At 49.7% G+C, this 24711-nt stretch carries 17 protein-coding genes and 2 tRNA genes; 8 read left to right on the top strand and 11 right to left on the bottom strand.

Annotated features, from left to right (window positions below; all coding sequences use genetic code 11):
• Nucleotides 1–1218: 1218 nt before the first annotated feature.
• Entirely contained in the window at nucleotides 1219–1344 is a 126-nt protein-coding gene (locus ACYVH9_RS23580; protein WP_460638872.1) for a hypothetical protein, read from the bottom strand.
• Between the two features lie 704 nt (nucleotides 1345–2048).
• On the opposite strand from ACYVH9_RS23580, the gene ACYVH9_RS23575 reads away from it, so the two are divergent.
• On the top strand, nucleotides 2049–2594 hold the full coding sequence (locus ACYVH9_RS23575) for a hypothetical protein (protein ID WP_460638871.1): 546 nt from the start codon (nucleotides 2049–2051) through the stop codon (nucleotides 2592–2594).
• 378 nt (nucleotides 2595–2972) lie between these two features.
• Here ACYVH9_RS23575 and ACYVH9_RS23570 read toward each other — a convergent pair whose 3' ends face one another.
• From ACYVH9_RS23570 to ACYVH9_RS23545, 6 genes are all read right to left on the bottom strand, one after another.
• Nucleotides 2973–3311 (bottom strand): YegP family protein, encoded by a 339-nt coding sequence (locus ACYVH9_RS23570; protein WP_460638870.1) that lies wholly within the window; start codon nucleotides 3309–3311, stop codon nucleotides 2973–2975.
• A gap of 365 nt (nucleotides 3312–3676) precedes the next feature.
• A complete protein-coding gene (locus tag ACYVH9_RS23565; protein WP_460638869.1) occupies nucleotides 3677–4417 on the bottom strand; it encodes a DUF6733 family protein in 741 nt (246 codons plus the stop codon).
• 898 nt (nucleotides 4418–5315) lie between these two features.
• Nucleotides 5316–5843 (bottom strand): peptide-methionine (R)-S-oxide reductase MsrB, encoded by a 528-nt coding sequence (msrB, locus tag ACYVH9_RS23560; protein ID WP_460638868.1) that lies wholly within the window; start codon nucleotides 5841–5843, stop codon nucleotides 5316–5318.
• A 99-nt stretch (nucleotides 5844–5942) separates the two neighbouring features.
• On the bottom strand, nucleotides 5943–6263 hold the full coding sequence (locus ACYVH9_RS23555; RefSeq protein ID WP_460638867.1) for a cupin domain-containing protein: 321 nt from the start codon (nucleotides 6261–6263) through the stop codon (nucleotides 5943–5945).
• Nucleotides 6264–7658: 1395 nt separating this feature from the next.
• Nucleotides 7659–7732 (bottom strand) — tRNA-Pro (locus tag ACYVH9_RS23550).
• Between the two features lie 75 nt (nucleotides 7733–7807).
• Nucleotides 7808–7895, bottom strand: a tRNA-Ser gene (locus tag ACYVH9_RS23545).
• 205 nt (nucleotides 7896–8100) lie between these two features.
• Here ACYVH9_RS23545 and ACYVH9_RS23540 point away from each other — a divergent pair.
• From ACYVH9_RS23540 to ACYVH9_RS23520, 5 genes are read left to right on the top strand one after another with little or no spacing between them, the layout of a single operon-like run.
• Nucleotides 8101–9063: a vWA domain-containing protein gene (locus ACYVH9_RS23540; protein ID WP_460638866.1), complete on the top strand. Its 963-nt coding sequence runs from the start codon at nucleotides 8101–8103 to the stop codon at nucleotides 9061–9063.
• A gap of 58 nt (nucleotides 9064–9121) precedes the next feature.
• A complete protein-coding gene (locus ACYVH9_RS23535) occupies nucleotides 9122–9829 on the top strand; it encodes a tetratricopeptide repeat protein (RefSeq protein ID WP_460638865.1) in 708 nt (235 codons plus the stop codon).
• A 44-nt stretch (nucleotides 9830–9873) separates the two neighbouring features.
• Complete coding sequence (locus ACYVH9_RS23530) at nucleotides 9874–11049, top strand: acetyl-CoA C-acyltransferase (protein ID WP_460638864.1); 1176 nt, start codon at nucleotides 9874–9876, stop codon at nucleotides 11047–11049.
• Between the two features lie 24 nt (nucleotides 11050–11073).
• Entirely contained in the window at nucleotides 11074–12033 is a 960-nt protein-coding gene (locus tag ACYVH9_RS23525; RefSeq protein WP_460638863.1) for a phosphoribosylaminoimidazolesuccinocarboxamide synthase, read from the top strand.
• Between the two features lie 22 nt (nucleotides 12034–12055).
• The gene (locus ACYVH9_RS23520; RefSeq protein ID WP_460638862.1) at nucleotides 12056–12463 is read left to right on the top strand and encodes an STAS domain-containing protein; all 408 of its coding nucleotides are present in this window, start codon (nucleotides 12056–12058) and stop codon (nucleotides 12461–12463) included.
• 82 nt (nucleotides 12464–12545) lie between these two features.
• On the opposite strand, the gene ACYVH9_RS23515 is transcribed toward ACYVH9_RS23520, so the two are convergent.
• Nucleotides 12546–13577 (bottom strand): Gfo/Idh/MocA family protein, encoded by a 1032-nt coding sequence (locus tag ACYVH9_RS23515; RefSeq protein ID WP_460638861.1) that lies wholly within the window; start codon nucleotides 13575–13577, stop codon nucleotides 12546–12548.
• Nucleotides 13578–13697: 120 nt separating this feature from the next.
• Nucleotides 13698–14612: a sugar phosphate isomerase/epimerase family protein gene (locus ACYVH9_RS23510; RefSeq protein WP_460638860.1), complete on the bottom strand. Its 915-nt coding sequence runs from the start codon at nucleotides 14610–14612 to the stop codon at nucleotides 13698–13700.
• A gap of 138 nt (nucleotides 14613–14750) precedes the next feature.
• On the opposite strand from ACYVH9_RS23510, the gene ACYVH9_RS23505 reads away from it, so the two are divergent.
• The gene (locus tag ACYVH9_RS23505) at nucleotides 14751–15662 is read left to right on the top strand and encodes a ribonuclease Z (protein WP_460638859.1); all 912 of its coding nucleotides are present in this window, start codon (nucleotides 14751–14753) and stop codon (nucleotides 15660–15662) included.
• A gap of 85 nt (nucleotides 15663–15747) precedes the next feature.
• Here ACYVH9_RS23505 and ACYVH9_RS23500 read toward each other — a convergent pair whose 3' ends face one another.
• Both ACYVH9_RS23500 and ACYVH9_RS23495 read right to left on the bottom strand, forming a co-directional pair.
• The gene (locus tag ACYVH9_RS23500; RefSeq protein WP_460638858.1) at nucleotides 15748–19008 is read right to left on the bottom strand and encodes a M4 family metallopeptidase; all 3261 of its coding nucleotides are present in this window, start codon (nucleotides 19006–19008) and stop codon (nucleotides 15748–15750) included.
• A gap of 24 nt (nucleotides 19009–19032) precedes the next feature.
• Entirely contained in the window at nucleotides 19033–19482 is a 450-nt protein-coding gene (locus ACYVH9_RS23495; protein ID WP_460638857.1) for an FAD-binding oxidoreductase, read from the bottom strand.
• Between the two features lie 639 nt (nucleotides 19483–20121).
• Here ACYVH9_RS23495 and gltB point away from each other — a divergent pair.
• Entirely contained in the window at nucleotides 20122–24696 is a 4575-nt protein-coding gene (gene gltB / locus ACYVH9_RS23490; protein WP_460638856.1) for a glutamate synthase large subunit, read from the top strand.
• The last annotated feature ends 15 nt before the right edge of the window (nucleotides 24697–24711 follow it).

The raw sequence follows: 24711 nt of genomic DNA, 5'->3' as shown, positions 1-24711 counted from the left end.
GGACTCTTGAACGATGGAGTAGCGGTCCTCCGGGGTGAATGTTCGTCGTGTTTTGCTCATTGTTCCTGAAGTTAAAGGGACTTAATTGTTTTTACAATTTTGTCCAACTCTTCGGGGGGCTAAGACAAGGAGTCAACTGCCAGTTTGTAGACATGCCGAATGCCAATACGTTACCCATCGGGATCTTTGCGACATTGGCACAGCATAAGCAGGAGCTCATCAGTGGACGGACCAAGGCAGCGATGGCGGCAAAGGTTGCCCAGGGTCATAGGCCAGGCAAGCCCGAGAACCTGACCAGTGCAGGCAGGTTAAAAGACACCCAGTCAACGAAAGAAAGGGCAGCCAGCAACGAAAACAGCCGACGGGCAACAGCCTTGATCAATAAGTGGACCGCTAAAGGTATGACATATATGGCAATCGCTGCTCAGCGGAATGAATAGGGATTCCGTACCCCACAGGGAACGGTCAGAGCTATTCTGCTGCAAAGCTGACCAGTGCCTAGATGATCAAATCTTGGAACTTCAAGAAAAGAAAACGAACCACTCAACAAAAAAGGGAAAGACTCACTACCAAGAACAATACTATTAACCGCTGCTTTCCGAGATGGACTCTTGTGGACTTTAGAAAAACAAAAGGCAAGGATTAAGCCATTTTACCGATCCACCACTGGGCGAACCAACGAATTATTCAATTGAATGCCATAGTAGTAGAAGGTACCTTTAACCCCCTCTTAATCTTAGTTAAACTTTAGTTAATTGTGTAGTAGTAAATCACTTGAGTCAGATCAGGCCGTTACTTTTGTGGCTCAAGACGAGTTTGCACAATGAATCGAGATCACTTTGCCGGCAGCGAATTAGCCGAATGGACTCTAGTAGCCCTAATTGCCACGATGGGAGTTTTCTGCATCATCTCAATCTTTTAACCAACCTATGGCAATTCCCACTTAGTGAGAGAAAGGGCCCGGCAATAACCGGGCTCATTTTTTTCACAATAGAGGAAGGCAATGCTTGCATATAGTAGACATCGGCTGGCTGCTAAACCTTTAGACCCGCACGGGCATTTGATCGGCTAAACGGCCCATTTCGCCCCGCCAATTTCCTATTGGACACTTCCTGATTCCAATCCCCCTTTTCTTCGCATCGTATTTACCATTCACATCATTTACACTATGAAACAATTGTTTTTCAGCTTCCTATTGCTGGGAACGCTAGCAGCCTGTCAGAAGGCCGACCAGGCGGTTACACCAAAGGCCCATTCGTCGGCGCGGACTGGCATATCGACCTCTAGTATCGATGTCGACCCCGCTTTACTCAAACCTGTTCCTAGTTCGACCCACGGGGTCATGGCCCTCTTCAGTTATGGCAACGATGGGGTGCCTTTCCCAATTCAATGTTACGTTGACGGCACCTATGTGGGCACTCTGAAAAGAGCTTGGAAGGGCTCAAAAGCGGGGGAAAGGTTCTCCCGGAATGCACCTCCGAGTGAGAAAACCATCTGGGTCGCTTTAACGCCTGGCCAGCATACGGTAACCTTTCACTTTCCAGATGGGCAGTGCAAGTACTACCGGGGGCAGTTCTCTTACGCTAAACCGTTCGAATACACAAATGGACTTGACATCTGGATGATGATCTTAAGCCCTTGTGAGTAACTCAGTGGGGATGTACTAACCATTCACCTGTACGTAAGTTTCCAGAAGGTAATAATCCCGACGTATACGTCGGGATTATTCGTATTCATGCACCGTCAAGGAGAAAAATCACAGTGCTCCTACCTCAGCAGGGGTCTAAAGAAGTCCGTCAATGTATCTACTGAAAGTTTTAAATGCCTGAGCCATATTTGCCTAGTGAAAGCGGTTTGCGATTACCTGTTAGCTTTAGTAGATAAGGCTACTACCGGAATTTAAAGGATTACAGAAGATCATTGCACGGGCAGATATCCGCTGCTTTTTCGGTTGGGTAGAAAATATCAAGCCAGCTAATAAGCTGCTTACCCACACCCATTTATCAATTCCTGGGAAGGATTGTATTTTTTAAGCTAACTTGCCTTATATGAAAACACTTACCTTTTACTTTATTGGTATAGCGTTTACCTGGGGTGTCGTTTCCTGCACATCAAGTGACGCCAATGTAAAACGCACCTTCAAAGACGAAATCCCGGCGGAAGCTCCATTGCCTATTGACGGAGCCTATAAAGTGAATTCGCCGACCACTTTCGATGGAGGTGTTGGAGTCCTTGCCTCAATTATGGACAGGGCTTATAAGACGGGTTCATTTTCAGACCAAGTGAAAGAACAGACTGATCATCCCTATCGCGTTCGAATTGAAGGGGGTAGAATATACGTGATTGATGCCATACCCATGGTGGCCAAATTTCTTCAACTGGGCACTGTAATAGTGAAAGACTTGCATGAAACTAGCCCTGGCGTATACACTGGCGTTAGATTGCCATTGCATGAACACGACCAAAGAACATTCAAAACGGAACTCTTTCGTGTCAATGATAGCACCCTTACTCAATCGATTGCTATTGTTCCTGAATTCGACAAAAAATTGTATGGTGAAAAAATCATATTACGATATACGCGAGAGAAATAAAAAGCTCTAGCTTATCTACGTGCCAGTATCTCCCCAAATTGAGCCACAGTCACCATTCGTTCCTGAGCCGGGTGCGCCGGTGCAAACTCAAACTGAGCCACTGTGGATAAGTAGTGAGTACTGTTTTTTTGAGTAGAATGAAAGCAACCAAATGGCTCATACATACCGTTCTGATTGCCCCCTTTTATATTCAGGTTTCTTATCTACCTGTCTGTTAAGGATAGGTGGTTATATTCTTAACGAAGTTGAATAAAGACCATTTTAAAAAGTCAGGCCTGCCCTCCTGCACTGTCAGCCTCCATGTATCAACAGGTCTAAAGCGGTTCTCCAGAATCCAAACTGATTGAAGGAAATGGCCGCAGGAACCGACAGCGAGTACTAAGCAGCCAAGTTCATCGGAGCTGTATGGTCAACGACTTTCAACTGAGCCACGCAGGCTGCCAGTTCCTGTAAAGCTTTGTCCCGATCTTCTGTGCTTTTGTAGCGGACGGTGCCAATCAACAAGGCATTGTTGCCATAAAATAAATTAAAGCGGATATTTCCAGTCAGGTTCCACAGCGGATAGTTAGCAACCTCTGCACCGGCTTTTCGGGCCGAACTGACCGCCATCAGACAGTCTTTCTTTGTCGCAAACGGGGCACTAACTAAAATATCTTCCCGGCTATTTTTCATCACCCGAAACCGAAAGTGACCATTGGGCTCCGGTAACTGCTCCATTAAAACATACATTTTTATATTTTTTTCTTGTTATACATTACAACTACAACACAAAAATATTAAAAAATCATGATACATAAAGTTTTTATATCACAAAACCGCAGCAGACATATAATACAAATGAAATATTGGTTATTTTTGGACCACCAAGAATCCAAGTAGCAGAGTGTTTGCGAACAACCCGGTTCTATTAGTGAGCCGGGTTTTGTTTTACCCCGATTCAAGTGAGACAGGCATTTATACGAAATCCTGCAAAACCGTCTGGTAAAAACACAAAGCCCGGTTTTTAAGGACCGGGCTTTGAAGACCAAAACTCAAATAGCCATTAAACCTAAGTTGTTTTTAGTGGCCTATCCAGGATCGGTTTAGAAACTATAGAAAATACCCATTTTGTAGAAGTCATTCGGAGCAAATCCTTCATCCAGGTTCCCACCGAACGAGAACCGAAATCCGGCATTTCCTTTTGAAAACTGCAGATAGGGTCCCAGCCACGTATAACCGTCGGCCCGATCAACCGAACCACCGCTGGCCATCTTTCCGCCAGCAAGAAAAAGACTTTCATAATGGGCACCAACCGAAAACCATGATGTCGCTTTAACCCCAGCATTCAACCAGTAATGTACATAGTTATTCGTGGAATTTCCGCTCGTTGCTTCGTTGCGTAGTGCGCCGTAATACCCGAAGTAAAGCTGGCCCTCAAACCGCTCACTGCTGTGGTTGATTGTTAAATTAGGTACAATACCATCCCCAACAAAACCTCTGTTAGCCCCACCGCTCGACAGGAGACTTCCCATCGTGAAGCCCAGTTGAGGATTGATATTGAACGATCCCGCTTTGAAATTAACCCCTAAACCAAACTCCGTCCAGTTGGCCCAGGCTGCCCCTGTTCCAGCTCCCCATTGAATTCCGTAAAAGGTAAGCGCGGTTTTGGGCGTAAACTGGTAAGAACCCGACGCCATTGGATTTAGCCCGAAGAAGGCATCATGATTTAACGCAACACTGAACGATAATTTGTCACTGGCATCATCGGCACTTTGGGCATATACCTGAGTTGAAAATGTAAAACCGCAAATAAGTAGAACAATGACTTTCGTAATCGTACGCATAAAATGAAGGGGTAAAAGGTGAATAATACATCCTCAATTTTGATGGCAGCAGTAAAAATCAGCGTTGTTAAACGGATCCTTGAAACCAGATAGGACTAGCTATAGCTTTTAATAAGCCAAAGCCATTGAAACAACGTAAATTTCGCAGTAATAATATTGTGCACAATTATATTTTGCATTACATAATTAATACATAATTATATTTCTTGTTCGAAGATTAATGATGAAAATAATATATGAAAGTATTTTCTAATTTTTTTTCCTTGAAAACACGATTTTGTTCAAATCTTGCTATAATTCATAGCTTTATTTATGCAAAATCAATCCTATGTTATAATTCGCATATTTATCTCGCTATGCCCTCGCTCATTTCCGCCTTACGCTGAATATTCTCAAAATGCAGTGCTTTGCTCTGGCCAGGTTACCCTGAACCAACAGCTTTACTTTTTAGCCGACTGGTGGACATGTTGCATCATTATCGGGGAGCGACGGCTTGGATACCTTGGTGGGATGAAGATCTTTATCGGTATTACAATAGCATATTAGCGTCCGAAGCCAACCGGGTTGCAAAAAACTGTCCGTATAAATTTAGTGGATGAGCTAGTTTTCGACACGCCGGGCTTTGAAACCAACTTACATTCGCAGCGGTGAAAGGGGGATAGAGGACCGCCTGAAGCCGGTAACGTTACCTTTACCCCTCGGGCAGATCACCCGAGGGGATTTTTTGTTGGTTCATGGCACGCTGGTCGTCCTGCAAACCGCCCGGCAAGTGGGTAACGTTTTTGTAATCTGAAGCGGAAGAAAAAAATCATTGCCGACTTGCTGCGGCCTACGTGGTTAAGACTAAGGAATTCGGCCCGGGCATCACGGCTGGTCTGGTCGTCGTAAATCGAAAACATTATTGAGCCGCTACCTTCACGCTATCCGGCTCAAAATCCATTGCGATTGAATTCATGCAAAACCGCTTGTGGGTAGGCGGTGGCCCATCATTGAAGAGATGCCCCAGATGGGATTCACACCGGGCGCAGAGTACCTCCGTTCGCTTCATACCATGAGAATGATCAGGGCGGTATAACACGCTGCTAGTACGGCTCGGTTCGAAAAAGCTGGGCCACCCACAACTACTGGCAAACTTGGCCTGCGAACGAAAAAGCTTATTCCCACACACGGCGCAGTAGTAGGTTCCTTTGGCTTCACTGTCCCAGAACTTACCCGAAAAAGCGCGTTCCGTAGCCTGTTGACGCGCCACCGCAAACAAATCCGGAGGCAAAATCTCCTTCCAGTCGGCGTCACTTACCCGCAGATGCGTGGTGTCCGTTCGGGAATAATAAGGGTTTTCAGGTTGGCCGTTGTCTTGTTTTGACGATTGAGAGCAGGATGCCACCGTCGCCAGCAATCCAGTCAGTACATAAATCAGGGTTTTCATCAACCGAGTAACAAAGAATGCAGCGAATGAGTGCTCACCATGGGTAACAATCGCATCGAACAAAAACCGTTACGGGTCAGGGGACGCGGCCAGAGTCGTTCAATAGAAAACCGCCAGCCAAATGGTTTCTTCATCTTCCTGAGTCCATTCTACCCGATGCTTTACGTGGGCTGGCAGATTCGTATACATTCCGGCCGAAAGCGTAACGGGGTCTTTTTGACCCCAAATTTGAAGACGGGCCGCCCCTCTTATGACCAATACCCATTCGTTTTGTGGTTGATCATACCAAAAATTATCCGGTGAACGATGACCTTTGGAGATTATCCGTTCAATTTTGACGCCATTGCCGGTCGCCAGCTCTTCAAATACTTCTTCTGGTAAAGCACCGGGTATTTTCGAAAATAGACTTCCTGTATTCATGGCACGGCGATTAAATAGTCTCTTTGGTTCTTTTGACTTTCCTGGCTAGTTAGGAGAAAGGGCAGCCCTGGCGGGGTTGACACATCTGGTTCTCAAGACGGGCTGGCCAACTGCAACTTACTCTTAATCTTCCTAAAAGCATCGAAGCAATTTAAGCGGTAATTTTTGATTGCCCCACCCCCAGATTGCCGTTTACAACCGGTCACTGGGCCTGCCAGAGCGGGCGTTCTCCATATACATTATCAGTTCATGTAACTTCTTAAAGTTTTTCATGTATTATATGAATTAGTCAACAACATATTGGCAATATGCTGTTGACTGATTTTTAAATGATTAGTTACAATTTCTTCCGCCAATTCCGGGTAATAAAGTAAATTCAGATTGGTTGATTAAAATTATTGACCCGTGCATTAGTCCGTAATGAAGGAAATCTACTTTTTGTTGAAGAAGGGCTGTACTAGTTTTGGATCTCTTTCCAAACATTTGACTTGATCTGCAACCGTAAGTTCTTTCAGATCAGTGAAAACTTGGTTCTTTAAATAACGCTTCTTACGCTTCCCCTGGCTCCAAACTAACTCGACTGGATTAGGATTAAAGTTGGGGTCGGACCGCTGCGCGGCTATAGGCGGGTAAACGTTCCAAGTAAATCCGACCTGGCGTATAATCTAGTCCTGTCAATTAGTTCTCTTAGCCCCACCTTCGCCGAAAATCATCTGAAACCCGATGCTTTCCGGCGATTTTCTTCCTTACGTAGCCTACTTCCGGTAGTGAGCCAATGCTCATCCCGATCTAGAATGCTTCCTGTATGGCGGAGTCGAAAAAGGCCTAATCAGTTTGCTATTCACCGTGGCACTGCACAGGGCAATAACTCCGGTCGGTTTCCTGGAATAGATATCGTAATCCGTACCAAACAGATTGAGTTTATTCAAGTGCCGGACATGGCGGTTGTCATAACTATTCTGACCTGGTGGTGGTGTCCCCTGAATTACCTTGAAATTTGCCGGATTGTTGGGATTGTCGGAGTTGTTGAAATTGCTGAACACCTAAAAATCCAGAGGGTAGTTTCACAGGCCAAGTCGGACGAACGTATAATAAATAAACTAGCAAAACAGCCCCAATTCTTCATCACTACGCCCTAAAATGGATACTATTAGGTCATTGACCTGATGTGGAATGAATGGCAAATGCTCTTCGGATTCTTTTAGAGAATCCTTTTTGATTTTAGCCGCCAAGTACTAACCTTTGGGGATTTGACTAATCTTGGGAGCTTATACGGCTACTGGTTTTCTGACCAACTAAAATTCATTGTTTGGCCAAAACTTGCGAAATACTACCAATAAGAGGCCATTACACAAAAAAACCGCCCAAACGTTGAAATTTGGACGGTTTTTAATGTCGGGGTGGCAGGATTCGAACCTACGACCTCCTGGTCCCAAACCAGGCGCGATACCGGGCTACGCTACACCCCGAAAACTTTGAGAGTGCAAAGGTACGATTTAAAAATTAAAAAAGAAATCGTAATTGCTACTCTTACTACAATTTTGCGGAGAGGGCGGGATTCGAACCCGCGGTACCCTTTAGGGGTACGACAGTTTAGCAAACTGCTCCTTTCGGCCACTCAGGCACCTCTCCGTAACAGCCCCAACGTCTTTTCTGCCTCATTGGGGTCACAAATATAGAGGTATTCCATTTGTTTCACCAAAGATTTCTCGCAAAAAAGTTTCGCAGCTATTTTACCCTATTCGTCCGGCATCCGATCATTTCCCCTAATTTCGCATCATCACGGACTCCACTCAATAACCGTTGATCCGCTGCTGACCAGTCCGTATTTGCTCGCATGAATTGGAATCATAGCCTGACCCAAACTGAGTATCTGTTCATTGCAGTTTTTCTGCTGCTGTATTGCTATTACTTTTTTCGGATCTTTCGAGTGGCCCGCTCGCTCGGATCAACGGCCTGGGCAACCATCCCCAAATTTTTTCTCCGAACGGGCTACCTGACCCTGCTCTTGATTGCGCTACTAGGTCCATCGTTCGGCGTTGTTGAAAAAGAATTGATTTCTGAAGGCAAAGACATTTACATCGCTGTCGATCTTTCCAAGTCGATGGATGCGCCGGATATTCCGCCCACACGTCTTGAAAAAGTAAAATACGAGCTAAAACGCCTGGTAGAAGCCCTCCCCGGAAACCGCTTCGGCTTGCTGATTTTCTCCACCGAAGCCTACGTACACGCCCCGCTCACGTCGGATCAGGGGGCCTTGTCCATGTTCATCCGATCACTGAATACGAATCTGGTGCCCGAGTCCGGCACCAATTTATGCTCCGCGGTTGAATTAGCGCTCCGGAAACAACTGGCCGAAACGTCTGACCTTAACCAAACTAAGGTACTGGTACTCATGACAGACGGCGAAGATTTCGGCGAGTGCGACCCTTCCCTGGCGAGCCAGCTGCGGAGGTACGGAATCGTTCCGTTTGTGGTTGGCGTCGGCACCGAAACCGGCAGTACCGTTCCAACCCCACGTGGTAACCTGCGCGACAAGGATGGACAGGTGGTTCATACACACCTGAACCGGCCCTACCTGCGGCAGTTTGTGCAGGAAACCCGGGGTTCTTACCTGGAATTGGTCTCGCCATCGGGCGACTTAACTCCCCTTATATCCGCTATCCAGAATCTGGAAAACCGTCTGGTCGATCAACGCAAACTGGAGGTTACTACCAATAAATACTATTATTTTCTGATCGCGGCCCTGGTCTTAATCGTCATTGATATACTGGTGACTGTCCGAACGTTTAAGCTATAAACAGCATTCCAGTTGTATGAAAGAGTTTGTATTTTTGCCAAACGATTAAAAGCCTACCATGACCTATCTAATTTTATCGGCCTTGCTCTGGTTATACGATAACCGTTCTTTCGATAAAATTTCGCACGATAACATCGCGCGGGTCGAGGGGCTGCGGGCCTACCAGGCTGGCAACTACAAGCAGGCGGCCGAGCAGTACATTGCGTTGGTCAATTCCGCTCTATTTGTTGAACCATCAGCGCGGCTGAACCTGGCCCACTCCTATTTTCACCTCGGGCAGTATGTGCAGGCACAGAAACATTACCGGCTGGTGGCCCAGGTGAATCAGCCCGAACTGGCCGCCAACGCCGAAGTGCAGTTGGGCGTAATTGCAGTTATGCAGGGCGATTCGGCCACCGCACTAACGTTGTTCCGAAAAGCGTTGAATACCGTTCCGGCCCTCGAGCCCGCTCAGTTCAATTACGAGCTGATAAAAAAAACGTATTCAGGAAAACCCCGCCCTACCCGTTCGCAAGCGCCAAAGCCCAAACCCAAGTTGCAACAGGAACGGTCGGAAACTACCGTGGAACCGGGCCAGCAACAAGGAACGGAGGTGCAACAGGGCGACAATAAGGATGAACTACTTCGTCGACTGCGCTCGCTGAACCTCTCGGAAGAACAGGCGTTGTCTATTTTGAAGGCCATGCAGGACAACGAAGTGCAGTATATTCACCAGCGAAAACAGGCTTCAAAAAGCCGGGATCGGCGGCAGTTCAATACCTATTAACGGTTTTCAGAACGTATCATCAACAAATACAACCAGAATCCACTATGAATGAAGTCGTGATTATTTCGGCGGTTCGTACGCCCATTGGTAGCTTCGGCGGAGTTTTCAGCACCTTATCAGCCACCGAACTGGGCAGTCTGGCGATTCGGGCCGCCTACGAAAAAGCCGGTATTGCCCCCGAGCAGGTGGATGAAGTGATTATGGGCAACGTCGTTTCGGCCAACCTGGGGCAGGCTCCGGCGCGCCAGGCCGCCCTGAAAGCGGGGCTACCCACCAGCGTGCGCTGTACAACCGTCAATAAAGTGTGTGCATCGGGCACAAAAGCCATCATGATGGCCGCCCAGACCATTCAGTTAGGACAGGCCAACGTGATCATTGCCGGGGGTATGGAGAGCATGTCCAACGCACCGTATTACGTGCCCAAAGCACGGTTTGGGTATAAATACGGCGATGCCCAGTTAATCGACGGCCTCGCCAAAGATGGATTGGTTGATCCGTTTGACCAGTGCGCAATGGGCGTTTTTGCGGATCAGACGGCGAAAAAATACAACATCAGCCGGGAAACCCAGGACGCATTTGCCATTCAATCGTACCAACGGGCTGCAGAAGCCACGGAAAATGGTAAATTTGGCGCGGAGATTATTTCCGTCGATGTTCCCTCGAACAAAGGTGTAAAAACCGTCAGTGAGGACGAGGAATACAAAAATGTATTTTTCGATAAAATACCGAAGTTAAAACCGGCTTTTTCGCCCGACGGAACCGTCACGGCCGCCAATGCCTCCACCATCAACGATGGCGCTTCGGCCCTGGTGGTGATGAGTTTGAAAAAAGCCGAAGAGTTGGGATTAAAACCGTTGGCCCGTATTCTGGGTTATGCCGACGCCGAGCAGGAACCCGCGGCTTTTACCACCGCGCCAACCCTGGCCATTCCGGCGGCTTTGAAACGGGCGGGCATCAAACCGGTGGATGTTGATTTTTACGAGATCAATGAAGCCTTTTCGGTGGTGGCTCTGGCGTGTAGTCAACTGCTGGAAATTCCGGCCGAAAAACTGAATGTCTACGGCGGTTCGGTATCGCTGGGGCATCCGCTGGGTGCATCGGGGGCCCGGATCGTGACTACGCTGACCCATGTGCTCCGGCAACAAAACGGCCGAATTGGTGCCGTCGGGATTTGCCACGGGGGCGGAGGTGCTTCGGCCCTGGTCGTTGAAAAAATGTAATTGCTAATCAATTTTCGCTCAGAAATGAATAAGCCCGAGCAGGCCATAAAAGAAACGAACTTCCAATTTGACGGCCAGACTGGTTTTTACCGTGGAAAAGTCCGCGATGTCTACCACTTTGCCGACCGTCTGGTGATGGTCGCTTCCGACCGTATCTCCGCTTTCGATGTGGTTTTACCCAAACCCATTCCGTTCAAAGGACAGGTGCTGAATCAAACGGCAGCGCATTTTTTGCGGGCTACCGCCGACATCGTCCCCAACTGGTTATTAGATGTTCCGGACCCGAATGTCAGCGTCGGGCTGAAGTGCCAGTCGTACCCGGTTGAGATGGTGGTTCGTGGCTACCTGGCCGGACATGCCTGGCGCCAGTACCGCAACGGGCACCGGACGCTCTGCGGAGTAGCCCTGCCCGACGGTTTGAAAGAAGCCGATCAACTGCCCAAACCAATCATTACGCCGACGACCAAAGCGCACGAAGGCCACGACGAAGATATTTCGCGGGAAGAAATCCTGAAACAGGGTCTTGTTTCCGAAGCCGAATACGTTCAGCTGGAAAAGTATGCGCTGGCGTTGTTTAAACGCGGCACCGAAATGGCGGCCGAGCGGGGGCTAATTCTGGTCGATACCAAATACGAATTCGGGTCGCTGAACGGAACGGTTTATCTGATCGACGAAATTCACACCCCCGACTCATCGCGGTATTTTTACGCCGACTCCTACGCTGAAAATCAAGAAAAGGGTATTCAGCAGAAGCAGTTGTCGAAGGAGTTTGTACGGGAATGGCTGATTGCCAATCATTTTCAGGGAAAAGAAGGACAAACCGTGCCGGAAATGACCGACGAGTGGATCGGGCAAATCACCAATCGGTACATCGAATTGTACGAAAAAGTGACGGGAAACTCGTTTGTTCGTTCCGAAACCGATACTATTTACCACCGTATCGAAGAAAATATCCGTCGTTCACTGGCTGTTACGTATTTTTGAAACGGAAAAAGTTCTATCCACTATGAATTATTCGATTGAAAAGAATGAGCAATATTCGCTCATTACGCTGAATGAAACGGTATTTGGCGCCGATGTATCAACAACCTTCGAAACGCTCAGTCGAAACCTGTTCCGGGAAGGCTACAGCAATATTATCGTTGATTTTAGCGCGGTGAAAGAAGTTGAAGACGAGGGAATTCCCGTCATTCGGAAAATCAACCGGCAGTGTACCAATGAATCCGGCCTGCTCATTCTGGTTACCAAAGACGACGAAGTGATCGACTTTCTGGACCGTTCCAAAATTCCCGATCTGACTATTCTTCCGACCGTTGAGGAAGCCGTTGACGCCGTCTTCATGAACGAGCTGGAAAATGACTTTCGCAGTGAAGATGACGACAGCTACGATTTTGGCGGTGGGTCCGACGATTAAGTGAATTTGCTTTCAGCAGCAGGCCGGGAAATGGAAGTCATGTCCCGGCCTGCTGTTTTCTGACCCGTTGTGTTTAACCAGGTTAGTCTGCTGTATTTTCCGCGGATTGATAAATCCGTTCGACGACTTCCTGCAGAATGGCCCCCTGCGCCCCCGTACAGACATTGGACGGTTTTCCCAGACAGGCATCCAGAAACGCTGCGGTATTTTTAAGTTGGATATCCACATTTTCCAGGTACGGAAAATGAACATCGGCCAGTTCGCCGGCCACTTCGGTATAGAGCGTAAACGGGAAAAGTTTTGCTCCACCCTTGCTTCCGAAAACCTCCAGGTTTCGGTTGATATCCAGTTGGGTGTTTAGAGCGAACGAGGCTGACAACATGATCGATGCCTTGTTTGGAAACGATAGATAGGCCATACTGGCATCCTCCACGCCAAACGTCGCGGGGTCCCACGCCCCCATCAGTCCCTTCCCACCGGTTTTTCCAATAAAATCGTAGGTATTGGCCAGAATGCGGGATGGCACCGCGTAATCGAGCGCACACAACGCCAGATCCAGGACGTGAACGCCCAGATCCATTAGCGCTCCTCCGCCCTGCATGGCTTTATCGGTAAAATAACCCCAGCCCGGAATACCCCGTCGGCGCAGAAAATTCGCTTTGATGTGATAAATAGTGCCCAGCTGGCCATCGGCTTTGCTCCGCATTAGCAGTTCCCACTCACTCGTCTGGCGCAGTTGCAGATTGTAAGCCAGCACCAGTCCGTTGCGCGTGGCCAGATCGGCCATTTCCCGGGCTTCATGGGCGCGCATGGCGGGCGGTTTTTCACAAAAAACGTGACATCCGTTTTCGAGTGCCTGCATCGCAAAAGGATAATGCAGGTTGTTGGGCGTACAGATCACCACCACATCCGGCTGGCATTGCTGGTACATAAGGGCAGCATTGGAAAAGGCGTGCGGAATACCGTGTTTCTGCGCCAGCGCACCGGCTTTGATGCCATCGCGGCTACAAACGGCCACGATCTCGACCAAATCAGCGAGTTGTTTCAGTGCTGGAATGTGATTCTTATCGGCAATGTTGCCCCCTCCAATCAGGGCGGCTTTGAATTTAGGCATACGGGTTACGGTTGGTGGTTTACGGGTTACGGTTTGTAGTTTACGGTTGGCTGACGCACACTATTTTCGAATGCGTCAGCCAACCGTAAACTACAAACCGTAATACTAACAAGCTGTAACCTACAAAACCAGGAACTGGCTCAGGTAATTGCAGGCGGTTAAAATAGCGTTTTGTACGTCTTCAGGGCTGCCTTCGTAGGCTTTGTCCTCCACTTCGATGCAGACCGGGCCACGGTACCGCACATCGGTCAGGGCGGCAAAAAAGTCCCGCCAGCGCACATCACCCAGACCAGGTAGCTTCGGCGAATGATATTCCAGCGGATTGGCCATGATGCCGACGCGATCCAGTTTGTCGCGATAGACTTTCACATCTTTAAGGTGAATGTGGTGCAGCCGGTCTTTGTAGTCATAAATGGGCCGAACTTCGTTCATCATCTGAAAAATCAGGTGTGATGGATCATAATTCAGCCCCAAAATGCGCGATGGAATAATTTCAAACATCCGATCCCAGATTGCGGGGGTGGTCGCCAGGTTTTTACCACCCGGCCACTCGTCATCGGTAAACCACATGGGGCAGTTTTCGATCCCGATTTTCACGTTATTCTCTTCCGCTACCTGGATGATTTCGGGCCAGTATTTGGCAAACAGCTTTAAATTTTCGGTGATGTTCAGCCCCGGATTGCGGCCAATGAAGGTGTTGACCACCGGAACATCCAGTTTGGCCGCAGCCCGGATGATTTTTTTAATGTGTTCGCGGTAATACTCGGCTTTTACCGGATCCGGATCGAGCGGATTTGGGTAATACCCCAGGCCCGAAATGTAAACGCCGTATTTCTGGGTCAGTTGCTGAATGTGTTTTACGTCCAGATTATCGACGTCAATGTGCGAAACCCCGGCATAGCGTCGGGCATCGGCGTTATCGGTGGGCCAGCACATCACTTCAACACATTTAAACCGTTGTTCCGACGCAAATTCCAGTACGTGTTCCAGGTCGTATTCCGCCAGAATTGCACTTACAAAACCAAGATGCAGCATAAAGATGAGTTGAGCAGTTTAGAGGTTAGCTAAGACGGGAAACCGGGCCAGTATCTCCAATTTACCCGTAGACTATACCGTGAAAGAATTAATCCAATTTTGGAAACTGATTGGATTTGCAGCAAGTTTACAAAAAATATGACATTCAACCTGACCATACTCGGCAGCAGTTCGGCAACGCCCGTATTGAACCGCCACCCGACCGCCCAGCTCCTGACCGTTGAGGGCGATTATTACCTGATCGACTGTGGGGAAGGTACCCAGTATCGACTTCTCGAGTACCATTTTCGACCGGGACGGTTAAAATACATATTCATTAGCCATCTGCACGGCGACCATTATTTTGGACTTGTGCCGTTGCTGTCAAGCCTGAATCTGGCCGGACGGACCGATGACCTGTGGCTGTTCGGTCCCCGAGGACTGTGGGAGATTATTACGGTACAATTTCGGTATTCAGATACCAAACTGAATTATCCGCTTCATTTTCAGGAAACGGATCCACACCAACCCGCTTTCCTGTACGAAAATCCGCAGGTTCGGGTCGAAACCATTCCGCTGCAACACCGCATCGACTGCACGGGGTATCTGTTCCGGGAAAAAAAACGCAAACGCAAGCTGATTGCCGAAAAATTACCCGCTGACTTGCCCGTGGCATTTTACCGGCAATTGAAAGACGGGAACGATATTCTCGATGAGCAGGGCCAGGTATTGTACAGCGTTGAAGAATACACCCTGCCTGCCCCCGACCCCCGCGCCTATGCATTCTGTTCGGACACCCGGTACAATGAGGCTATGTTCGATCAGATTCGGGGAGTGAATCTGTTGTATCACGAAGCATCGTTTCTGGACGACATGGAACACCTGAGTGAGAAATACTTCCATTCGACCGCTCGCCAGGCCGCCCTGACGGCCAAACAGGTTGATGCGGGTCGGTTGTTGATTGGCCACTTTTCGTCACGGTATAAAGTCACCGACGAATTTCTGGTTCAGGCCCGCTCCGTTTTCCCCGAGACCTACATAGCTGTAGAAGGCGAAACAACGGAGATCTGAGCAGTTATCTCAGAAGCAAAAGGGCGGGGTTTTAAAGCCCCGCCCTTTCTGTAGGGAGTTTGCAAACCGTATCGCCCCTGCCCCACTACGGTTTGACCACTTTCCGATACGCTACTCCTTTTGGCGTTTGTACCTTCAGGACGTAAAATCCCGACGGCAGCTGACTGGTATCCAGAGTCGTTTGGTGCGCAAGGTTTTCAGCAGGTTGCCGGATAACCGTCGCGCCGGAAACCGTCGTCAGGGTTATTTCTTCAAAATAATCCCCCTGCGGCAATTGAACTGAAAGCGAGGTTGTCACCGGATTAGGATACAGCTTCAGAGCCTCGGCCCAGGTGGGTTCATTCGCCGTAATGGCGAGTACATTGAATTTCCGCTCTACAGGCGACGCGGCTGCAAACTGCGCATTCCCGGCCTGCGTTGCCCGCACAGTCACCACGCCCGGTTTACTAGGAGTCAGCCGGTTGCCGGAAAGCGTTGCGGGCCCTGATACAATCGCGAAACTAACCGGTAATTTCGACGAAGCTGTGGCCGTCAGCGTGAAGGAGCCATCTTCAGCGTACCGATCCGGAATCGCATCGAACGCAATGGTCTGGGCGGTTTTTCCCGTTTCGGCCCGCGTTCCGTTCGCATACCAGACGGCCCATTTGGCATTATCATACAACGGTTTCACATCGCCCTTGGGAGACATTTTGTCGGCCTGCAATTCAATCATGGCCACCATCTCCACATCGCCAGCGGTATTTAAAGTATTAAATACCAGTCGATCATCCAGCCGCGAATACCCGGGATACCCAATCGTTACGTTCGTGATGACCGCGTTCAGCTTACCGGTTTTAAGATTTCCCGCCAAAATGCTGTACGTATTATCGATCTCGTTCAGGTAATCAAATGCAATAATGTCGGGTGAGTTTTTGGAAAAACACGGATTACCAACGCTTTCGCCTTCTTCCAGATTGGAGAACAGTTTCAGGATGTTTCCGTCATCGAACGTATTCTGCGTTTTATCCCACACGCTGATAAACCCAACATCCCAATAATTTATATCGTCTCCCTCAATACTTTTCAGGCTATTGTAGGCATCGTACACCAAATACTCGCCGGAATGATTCCACTCAAATGAATCGGCGTACTGAACGTCTCCTGCTTTTATTCCTTCGGCGGTTGTCGGGTTGTAGAGCGGAAATTGTTTCCATTTTTTCAAATCGTAGCTGTAGACCCAAATCGATGCGTCCTGTTCCTTCGTCAGAGCCGCTATTTTTTTACCATCTCGTGAAATAGCAACATTATCCCAGATCGTTTCATCGGAAACGATTACCTCCTCCACCGCACCGGTCAGGCTCACCGCCCGAATCCGCCCGTCTTCCGTTACGTAGTAAGCCGCTTTCCCGTCGTCGGTGATGCTCGGCTTGTGTTTAATTTTAGCCTTGATCCGGGGTGTCAGGTCGCCGGTGCTCATGGGAGCAGTATACAATTTCTGATCGCCCTCGCTATACACCATTAGCATGTCCCGGCCATCGTTGGCAGGAACGTCCTGCGGTTGTTCAGGCTGCTGACCGGTTTCAACAATACCCACGGTGCTGAACGCGGTTTTGACGGCCTGTACTTCCGCTCCGTTTTCCCCGTGCAAATCTACCGTGGCCCGGATGACGCCCAAGCGCAGGTCCAGGAATTGCGAACTTCGCGTGAGGTATTTAGTGAGGGTCCGGTAATAAATCTGCTCGGCTTTTTCTTTCCCGATTTTGGTTGCAATCAGATAGTACACGTAGTTTATAATCCCGCTATTGGAGTGAACCCCACCGTTATCCCGCTTCTTTTCGTCAAAATCGTACTCCGCCATGACCTGGGGCTGGTAGCCGGGTTTACCTTTACCCAACTGATGGGGGTTCGACAAATCACGCAACGCGCCGGACGGAAACCGACTCTTAATCATGATGTCTTCACCCACCTGCCAGTCATCCCGGTCCATCATGGCCCCAAAAATATCCGCCATGGATTCGTTGATAGCGCCGGATTGGCCCTGATAGATCAGATTAGCCGTGTGCTGCACCACACCGTGGGTCATTTCGTGACCGGCTACATCCAGACTACCCGCCAACGGTTTGCAATCTATACCACCATTGCCATAAGCCATGTAGGCCCCTGACCAATACGCATTGTCCATGGATTTTCCGTCTTCAAGTACATTGACAATCGAAAGGATCGTTCCGCCTTTTCCATCAAGCGAATTGCGTTTATGCGTTTTTTCGTAATACTCGTACGCCAGACCCGCATTGGTATGCGCCGAAATGGCATTGGCGTCCCAGTTTTTGTTGTCTTTTGAAGTGATGTAGTAAACATCAAAACTTCCGTCTTCGGCCTGTTTGTTTTTGGCATCCAGGGTCATGATAGCGCCCACCGGCTTCTTAACGGTCGATTTTTCAGCGTCATACATCGAACGCGACGCGTCCAGCAGGTGGTAGGTAGTGCCCGACTGATAAGTGTTGATAGTCTGCATCATCCCGTTCAGGTCCTTGCCGGTGGCTTTCACCGGGCCATCCACTCCGCAGGTGTGGTTATATTTATTCAACACCGCGCCGTTTTGGGCATCAATCATGTATTCCCAGCGCTCAATCATATTGGGCCGGATGGTCAGTTGATAAGCCAGCACCATCTTCTCGCCCAGCGGGTAAAAGCACAGGGCGCCTTCCGACGGTTTCAGGTCGAATATATTTTGTCCAAACGAACGCACGATGGATTCTTTTCCCACATCGCTGAAGGCGCGGTCGGTGGCTTGCTGGAGCGAAAGCCGGGGCGCGGTGGAGGTGCTTTTGCCAAGGCGGTACTGGCCATTGAGCACCGTTACGGTTCCGTGGGTCAGGTGGGCTATCAGCTCGCTGCCGTACACCGGAATTCCCTGAAGCACCTGCTTCATCCGAATGTGGGTCTGGCCCAGCGGATCGGTTTCCGTGCTGGTGATTTCAAACTGCTCTTCCGGTTTTTCAATCTTCAACAGATCCTTGATCTGCCCCATGAACGAAAACGCCGATACTCGGGCGCTCACCCGGGCTCCTTTTGACGAAGCCGACGGTTTTACGCGGTTTTCGATGTACACCGGCAAGTGAGTCGTCGTATCGCGCACAACCCGTAGTTTCAATACCTGGGCGTCGAATTGCAGCGTTGTTTCCCCAGCGGCCAGCCGAAAGCGTCTCGTCCGATCAGCAACCGGTGCCACTTCGGCCTGCAGTCGCTGTGCCAAACCCGGCGTGGGTGCCTGCGTCTTCAGCTTTCGGCCAAAACCGGTTGGGGTCGGCTGAGCCACGGCGCTAAGGGCCCCAGCCAACAGCATAGGCAGTAGAAATGATTTCATGAAGGTATTTGTTGTTATGAATAGTTACTTTTCCCGTTTTGAAACCAGTACCCGTTTCATGAACGCATTGTAAAATTTGGTAAATGATGCCGGAACGGTTTTTCCGCTTTCTCCCCACGTCACCCGGTAGTCTTGCGGACCTTTTTTCCAGCCAACAAACCGGTAAGTATTTCCCGGATGATCAAATTGGGCCGTTTTGATCCGGCATGTAGTTTCGAGTTCGTGAAAAAGCCGCCGGGTTATTGCTGTCGGTTGCCTTCCCAGCCGGGTATAAAGGGAATCGGTGTTTGATTTGGAATAGAGATAGCCGTTTTCCAACAGGTAATAAGCCGTTGACGCACCGGTAAACCCACCGCCGGAGCCGACAATAATCTGCCGGTTTTTATAGGTCATCGGATAGCGGGAACCCGTTTGGGCTACCGAAGCTCCGGAAATGAGTAGGAGAAAAAGTCCTGAGATGTACCCCTTTAGCATAAGAAGACGGCTTCGATCTGATGCGAAAGTAGGCGCCAGCTGCCCGCAACCCAATCATTCTACGGATGAGTCGTCAAAAAACAGCGTTGAAATGTAGATGCTTGAGGCAACGGCGTCGGCCATGCTCCGGACTGAAGAAGTTAAAACGCAACAAATAATTATTTAAAATCAAACCTTAAAAATAGATTTTCGCTAAAAATTATCCATTTTAGCACCAATTTTAGACCTATTTCTGTCAATTTTTAAGTTTTTCAACCAAAAGCGCCCATTTTTCAAACCTATTATTGGAATTTATACTAAAAACCGAAAAACGAGGTATAAATACTAGTAAACTAAAGAAATAGTAGGCTTTAAAACATTAAAATTCCTTAAAAATTGAATTGCCATTCCTTTAACAAGGGCTAGATTTTGGTAAATTCTATTCACTAACCAAGACAATTTTGTATCAAAATCATAAAATTGGTTATGCAAACGAAATTTCGCATTTTGAACTTTTCACAAAATATATTTTAATGTAACTTGCACTTCCAATGCAAAAACAGTAATGTCTGCTACTTATTTGTAGTTTTTCTTTTATCTACTTGCAGCGCGCTGAATTTGCCATTTTATCAATAATAAACCACCAAAGAGTTTACGCCGATGTTTTCTTCTAACGCACCGCAACAGGGTTTGTACCGGTCTGAGTTTGAACATGACGCCTGTGGAATTGGATTCGTCGCGCACGTGAAGGGCCGCAAATCGCACCAGATTGTGGAAGACGCTCTGACGATGCTTACGCGTATGGATCACCGGGGTGCGGTCGGATACGAAACCAACACGGGTGATGGCGCGGGCATTTTGATTCAGATTCCCCACGAACTGTTCGTTGATGAATGTCGTAAATTGGGTTTTTCGCTCCCTCCTGCCGGCGAATACGGGGTTGGAATGATTTACATGCCCAAAGATGAACGTCTGCGGAAAGAATGTCGCGATATCCTGAACCGGACGATCAAAAAATTACACCTGGAGCTGATTGGCTACCGTGTCGTCCCGGTTTATTCGTCCGATCTCGGAAACGGTTCCCGTTCGGTTGAGCCCGTTATGGAGCAGGTGTTTATTCGTAAACCGGAAACCTTAACCTCCGACGAATTTGAACGAAAATTATACATTGTACGCAACTACAGCAGCCGGATTATCAACGAAACCGTAACCGGCCTGCAAAATAGTTTCTATTACTCCTCGCTTTCGAGCCGGATTATCACCTACAAAGGGCAGCTGACGACCAAGCAATTGCGGGATTACTACCCTGATTTGCAACGCGAAGAACTGGTATCGGCCGTGGGGGTTGTTCACTCCCGTTTCTCAACCAACACCTTCCCGTCCTGGCAACTGGCGCAGCCGTTCCGGTACATTGCCCACAACGGTGAGATCAATACCGTAAAGGGAAATGTTAACTGGATGAAAACGGCGGAAGCCATGCTTGAGTCGAAGCTCTTTACAAAGGAAGAGCTGGCCATGCTGCGCCCGATCTGCAACCTGAACCAATCGGATTCGGCCAACCTCGACAATGCCATCGAATTGCTGGTTCTGTCGGGCCGGTCGTTGCCGCACGTGATGATGATGCTGATTCCGGAAGCCTGGGACGGCAACGACAGCATGGACCCCGATCGGCACGCTTTCTACGAATACCACGCGGCCATTATGGAACCGTGGGACGGTCCGGCCTCCATTTCCTTCACGGATGGCAAAATTGTTGGTGCCACCCTCGACCGCAACGGTTTGCGCCCTTCGCGGTACTGGGTAACCGACGATGACGTGGTTATCATGGCTTCCGAAGCCGGGGTAAACGACGTTGATCCGGCGAAAGTTGTCAAAAAAGGCCGTCTGCAACCGGGTCGTATGTTCGTGGTTGACATGGAACAGGGCCGGATCATCAGCGACGAAGAAGTTAAAGCCGATATCTGCTCCCGCCAGCCTTACCAACAGTGGCTCGACGAGAACAAGATCAAAATTTCCGAATTACCAAAGCCCGTCCGCACGTTTAGTCACATGCGGAAGCAGGACATTACGCAGCGTCAACAGGCGTTTGGATTTACGTCCGAAGATCTTCGCATGATTCTGGGCCCCATGGCCGAAACCGGTCTGGAGGCCCTTGGCTCGATGGGGACCGACTCCCCGCTGGCCATCCTGTCGGATCAAAGCCAGCACCTGGCCAACTACTTCAAACAACTGTTTGCCCAGGTGACCAACCCGCCCATCGACTCGATTCGGGAGCGGGCCATTATGTCGCTGATTTCGTTCGTGGGAGCCACCGGTAACCTATTGTCTGAAACGCCCAAGCACTGCCGGCTCATCGAATTGACGCAGCCGGTTCTCACCATCGAAGAGTTTGACAAACTGCGGTTTGTTGACCGCGACCACTTTCAGGCAAAAACCATCAACACCTATTTCCGCGCCGATCAGGGCGGAATTGGTCTGGAACGCGCTCTGGAACGGATTTGTCGTTATGCCGAAGACGCCATCGAAGACGGTTTTGAAATCATCATCCTCTCCGACCGCGCCATCGACTCCGACCACGCGCCGATTCCGTCGCTGCTGGCCACCTCGGCCATTCACCACCACCTGATCCGCAAAGGATTGCGCGGCCAGATTGGCATTCTGGTCGAAGCCGGAGATGTTTGGGAAACGCACCACTATGCTACCCTGATCGGTTACGGCGCTTCGGGCGTCAACCCGTACATGGCTTTCGAAACCATCACCGACATGAAGGAGCGCGGTATGCTCCAGGTGGATTATCCGATCGAAAAGCTACACCAGAATTACATCAAAGCCGTTAACAAGGAGCTGCTGAAGATTTTCTCTAAAATGGGAATCTCGACCCTTCAGTCGTACCAGGGAGCTATGATCTTCGAATGCCTGGGTCTGAACAAAGAAGTGGTGGATACATACTTTACCGGTACCATCTCCCGCATCGGCGGTATGGGTCTGGAGCAAATCGGCCGCGAAATTCTGGTTCGTCACCGGCAGGCATTCCCCGAAAACACCAAACCTGCTCCTCGCCTGGAAGTAGGTGGTGTTTACCAATGGAAGCAACGCGGTGAAGCCCACATTTTCAACCCGGACACGATTCACCTGCTCCAACAGGCTACCCGGAAAAACGATTACCAGATTTACAAGAAATACGCCAATCTGATCGACGACCAGACTCGTAAAGCTTTGACGCTGCGCGGTTTGATGAAGTTCAAGAAAGGCAACCCGGTGCCCCTGGAAGAAGTAGAACCTATTGAAAGCATTTTCAAACGGTTTGCAACGGGTGCCATGTCCTTTGGTTCTATTTCGTGGGAAGCACACACGACGCTGGCCATTGCCATGAACCGCATCGGCGGCAAGAGCAACTCCGGCGAAGGTGGCGAAGACGAACTGCGGTACCAGTTGTTGGCCAATGGTGACAACATGAACTCCGCCATCAAGCAGGTGGCATCAGGTCGGTTTGGGGTGACGAGCCACTACCTGACCAACGCCCGCGAACTGCAAATCAAGATGGCGCAGGGGGCAAAACCCGGTGAAGGTGGTCAGCTGCCCGGTCACAAAGTGGATGACTGGATTGGCCGTACACGCCACTCAACCCCCGGTGTGGGCTTAATTTCGCCCCCGCCCCACCATGATATCTACTCAATTGAGGATTTGGCCCAATTGATTTTTGACCTGAAAAATGCCAACCGCGAAGCGCGCATCAGCGTAAAGCTGGTGTCGGAAGCGGGGGTTGGAACCATTGCCGCCGGGGTGACCAAGGCCCACGCCGATCACATCCTGATCTCGGGCCACGACGGCGGAACGGGAGCCTCTCCGCTCAGCTCAATTCGCCACGCGGGTCTGCCGTGGGAACTGGGTCTGGCTGAAACGCACCAAACGCTGGTTCGCAACAAACTGCGCGGTCGCGTGACGGTACAAACCGACGGTCAAATCCGGACGGGTCGCGACCTGGCCATTGCCGCCCTGCTGGGTGCCGAAGAATTCGGCGTTGCCACGGCTGCCCTGGTCAGTGTGGGTTGTATCATGATGCGGAAATGTCACCTGAACACCTGCCCGGTTGGTGTGGCAACGCAAAACAAAGAACTGCGGGCCCTCTTCACGGGTAAACCGGAGCATGTTGTGAACATGTTTACATTCCTGGCAACTGAATTGCGCGAGATCATGGCCGAACTGGGCTTCCGGACGATCAACGAGATGGTCGGCCAATCGCAAATGCTGGAGATGCGGAAAGATATCAAGCACTGGAAATACGAATACGTCGATCTGTCGGCCGTTCTTTACAAAGACGCCAACAGCCTCGATGTCGCCAATTTCAAGCAGGAAGAACAGGATCACGGCATGGCCGATATCCTGGACTGGAGCCTACTCGAAGCCGGTCAACCCGCGCTGAAAAATGCCGAATCGGTCTATGCCGAATACCCGATCATCAACCTCAACCGGTCGGTCGGTACGGTTTTATCCAACGAGATCTCGAAGGTATACGCGGGCAAAGGCCTCCCCGAAGGAACCATTCACTTTAAGTTCCGGGGAACCGCCGGTCAGAGCTTTGGCGCCTTCAACACCAACGGTATCAAACTGGAGCTGGAAGGTGACGCCAACGACTATTTCGGAAAAGGTCTCTGCGGAGCTCAACTGATTGTTTATCCGGATCGGATGGCGCCGTTTAAGCCGGAAGAAAACAGCATCGTTGGTAACGTATCGTTCTACGGAGCGACCTCGGGCGAAGCCTACATCCGCGGAATGGCCGGTGAGCGGTTCTGCGTGCGGAACTCCGGCGCTAAGGTAGTCGTCGAAGGCATCGGTGATCACGGTCTGGAATACATGACGGGCGGTCTGGCGATCATTCTGGGGTCTGTAGGCCGGAACTTTGCCGCCGGGATGTCGGGCGGTGTGGCCTACGTCTGGGACCAGGAAGGCGACTTTGCCGCTAAAGTCAATCAGGAAATGGTGACCCTGGAAAAACTGGACGACGAAGACCTGGCCATCGTGAAGGAATACGTGGAGAAACATTTCCAGTATACCACCAGTAACATCGCGCTGCAATTGATTCAGGATTGGAAAAATCTGATCAGTCAGTTTGTCAAGGTGATGCCGAGCGATTTCCGCAAAGCACTGGCGGGCCGGGGCGTTTCGCTTTCCGACCAGATTCGCGACAAGAATGTTGTTTACCAGGACATCGTTGTCGACGTGGTTCATCCATAAGCCACTCCTTATGTT

It is taken from the genome of Larkinella harenae, assembly GCF_054780515.1.
Note: the sequence above shows the minus strand (reverse complement) of the source record. Positions and strands in the feature narration are given on the sequence as shown.

Excerpts from the sequence above, each read along its gene's own strand:
- ACYVH9_RS23580 (WP_460638872.1), bottom strand. The coding sequence starts at position 1,344 with ATGACCCCGTGGGTCGAACTAGGAACAGGTTTGAGTAAAGCGGGGTCG.
- ACYVH9_RS23575 (WP_460638871.1), top strand. The coding sequence starts at position 2,049 with ATGAAAACACTTACCTTTTACTTTATTGGTATAGCGTTTACCTGGGGT.
- ACYVH9_RS23570 (WP_460638870.1), bottom strand. The coding sequence starts at position 3,311 with ATGGAGCAGTTACCGGAGCCCAATGGTCACTTTCGGTTTCGGGTGATG.
- ACYVH9_RS23565 (WP_460638869.1), bottom strand. The coding sequence starts at position 4,417 with ATGCGTACGATTACGAAAGTCATTGTTCTACTTATTTGCGGTTTTACA.
- msrB (WP_460638868.1), bottom strand. The coding sequence starts at position 5,843 with ATGAAAACCCTGATTTATGTACTGACTGGATTGCTGGCGACGGTGGCA.
- ACYVH9_RS23555 (WP_460638867.1), bottom strand. The coding sequence starts at position 6,263 with ATGAATACAGGAAGTCTATTTTCGAAAATACCCGGTGCTTTACCAGAA.
- ACYVH9_RS23540 (WP_460638866.1), top strand. The coding sequence starts at position 8,101 with ATGAATTGGAATCATAGCCTGACCCAAACTGAGTATCTGTTCATTGCA.
- ACYVH9_RS23535 (WP_460638865.1), top strand. The coding sequence starts at position 9,122 with ATGACCTATCTAATTTTATCGGCCTTGCTCTGGTTATACGATAACCGT.
- ACYVH9_RS23530 (WP_460638864.1), top strand. The coding sequence starts at position 9,874 with ATGAATGAAGTCGTGATTATTTCGGCGGTTCGTACGCCCATTGGTAGC.
- ACYVH9_RS23525 (WP_460638863.1), top strand. The coding sequence starts at position 11,074 with ATGAATAAGCCCGAGCAGGCCATAAAAGAAACGAACTTCCAATTTGAC.
- ACYVH9_RS23520 (WP_460638862.1), top strand. The coding sequence starts at position 12,056 with ATGAATTATTCGATTGAAAAGAATGAGCAATATTCGCTCATTACGCTG.
- ACYVH9_RS23515 (WP_460638861.1), bottom strand. The coding sequence starts at position 13,577 with ATGCCTAAATTCAAAGCCGCCCTGATTGGAGGGGGCAACATTGCCGAT.
- ACYVH9_RS23510 (WP_460638860.1), bottom strand. The coding sequence starts at position 14,612 with ATGCTGCATCTTGGTTTTGTAAGTGCAATTCTGGCGGAATACGACCTG.
- ACYVH9_RS23505 (WP_460638859.1), top strand. The coding sequence starts at position 14,751 with ATGACATTCAACCTGACCATACTCGGCAGCAGTTCGGCAACGCCCGTA.
- ACYVH9_RS23500 (WP_460638858.1), bottom strand. The coding sequence starts at position 19,008 with ATGAAATCATTTCTACTGCCTATGCTGTTGGCTGGGGCCCTTAGCGCC.
- ACYVH9_RS23495 (WP_460638857.1), bottom strand. The coding sequence starts at position 19,482 with ATGCTAAAGGGGTACATCTCAGGACTTTTTCTCCTACTCATTTCCGGA.
- gltB (WP_460638856.1), top strand. The coding sequence starts at position 20,122 with ATGTTTTCTTCTAACGCACCGCAACAGGGTTTGTACCGGTCTGAGTTT.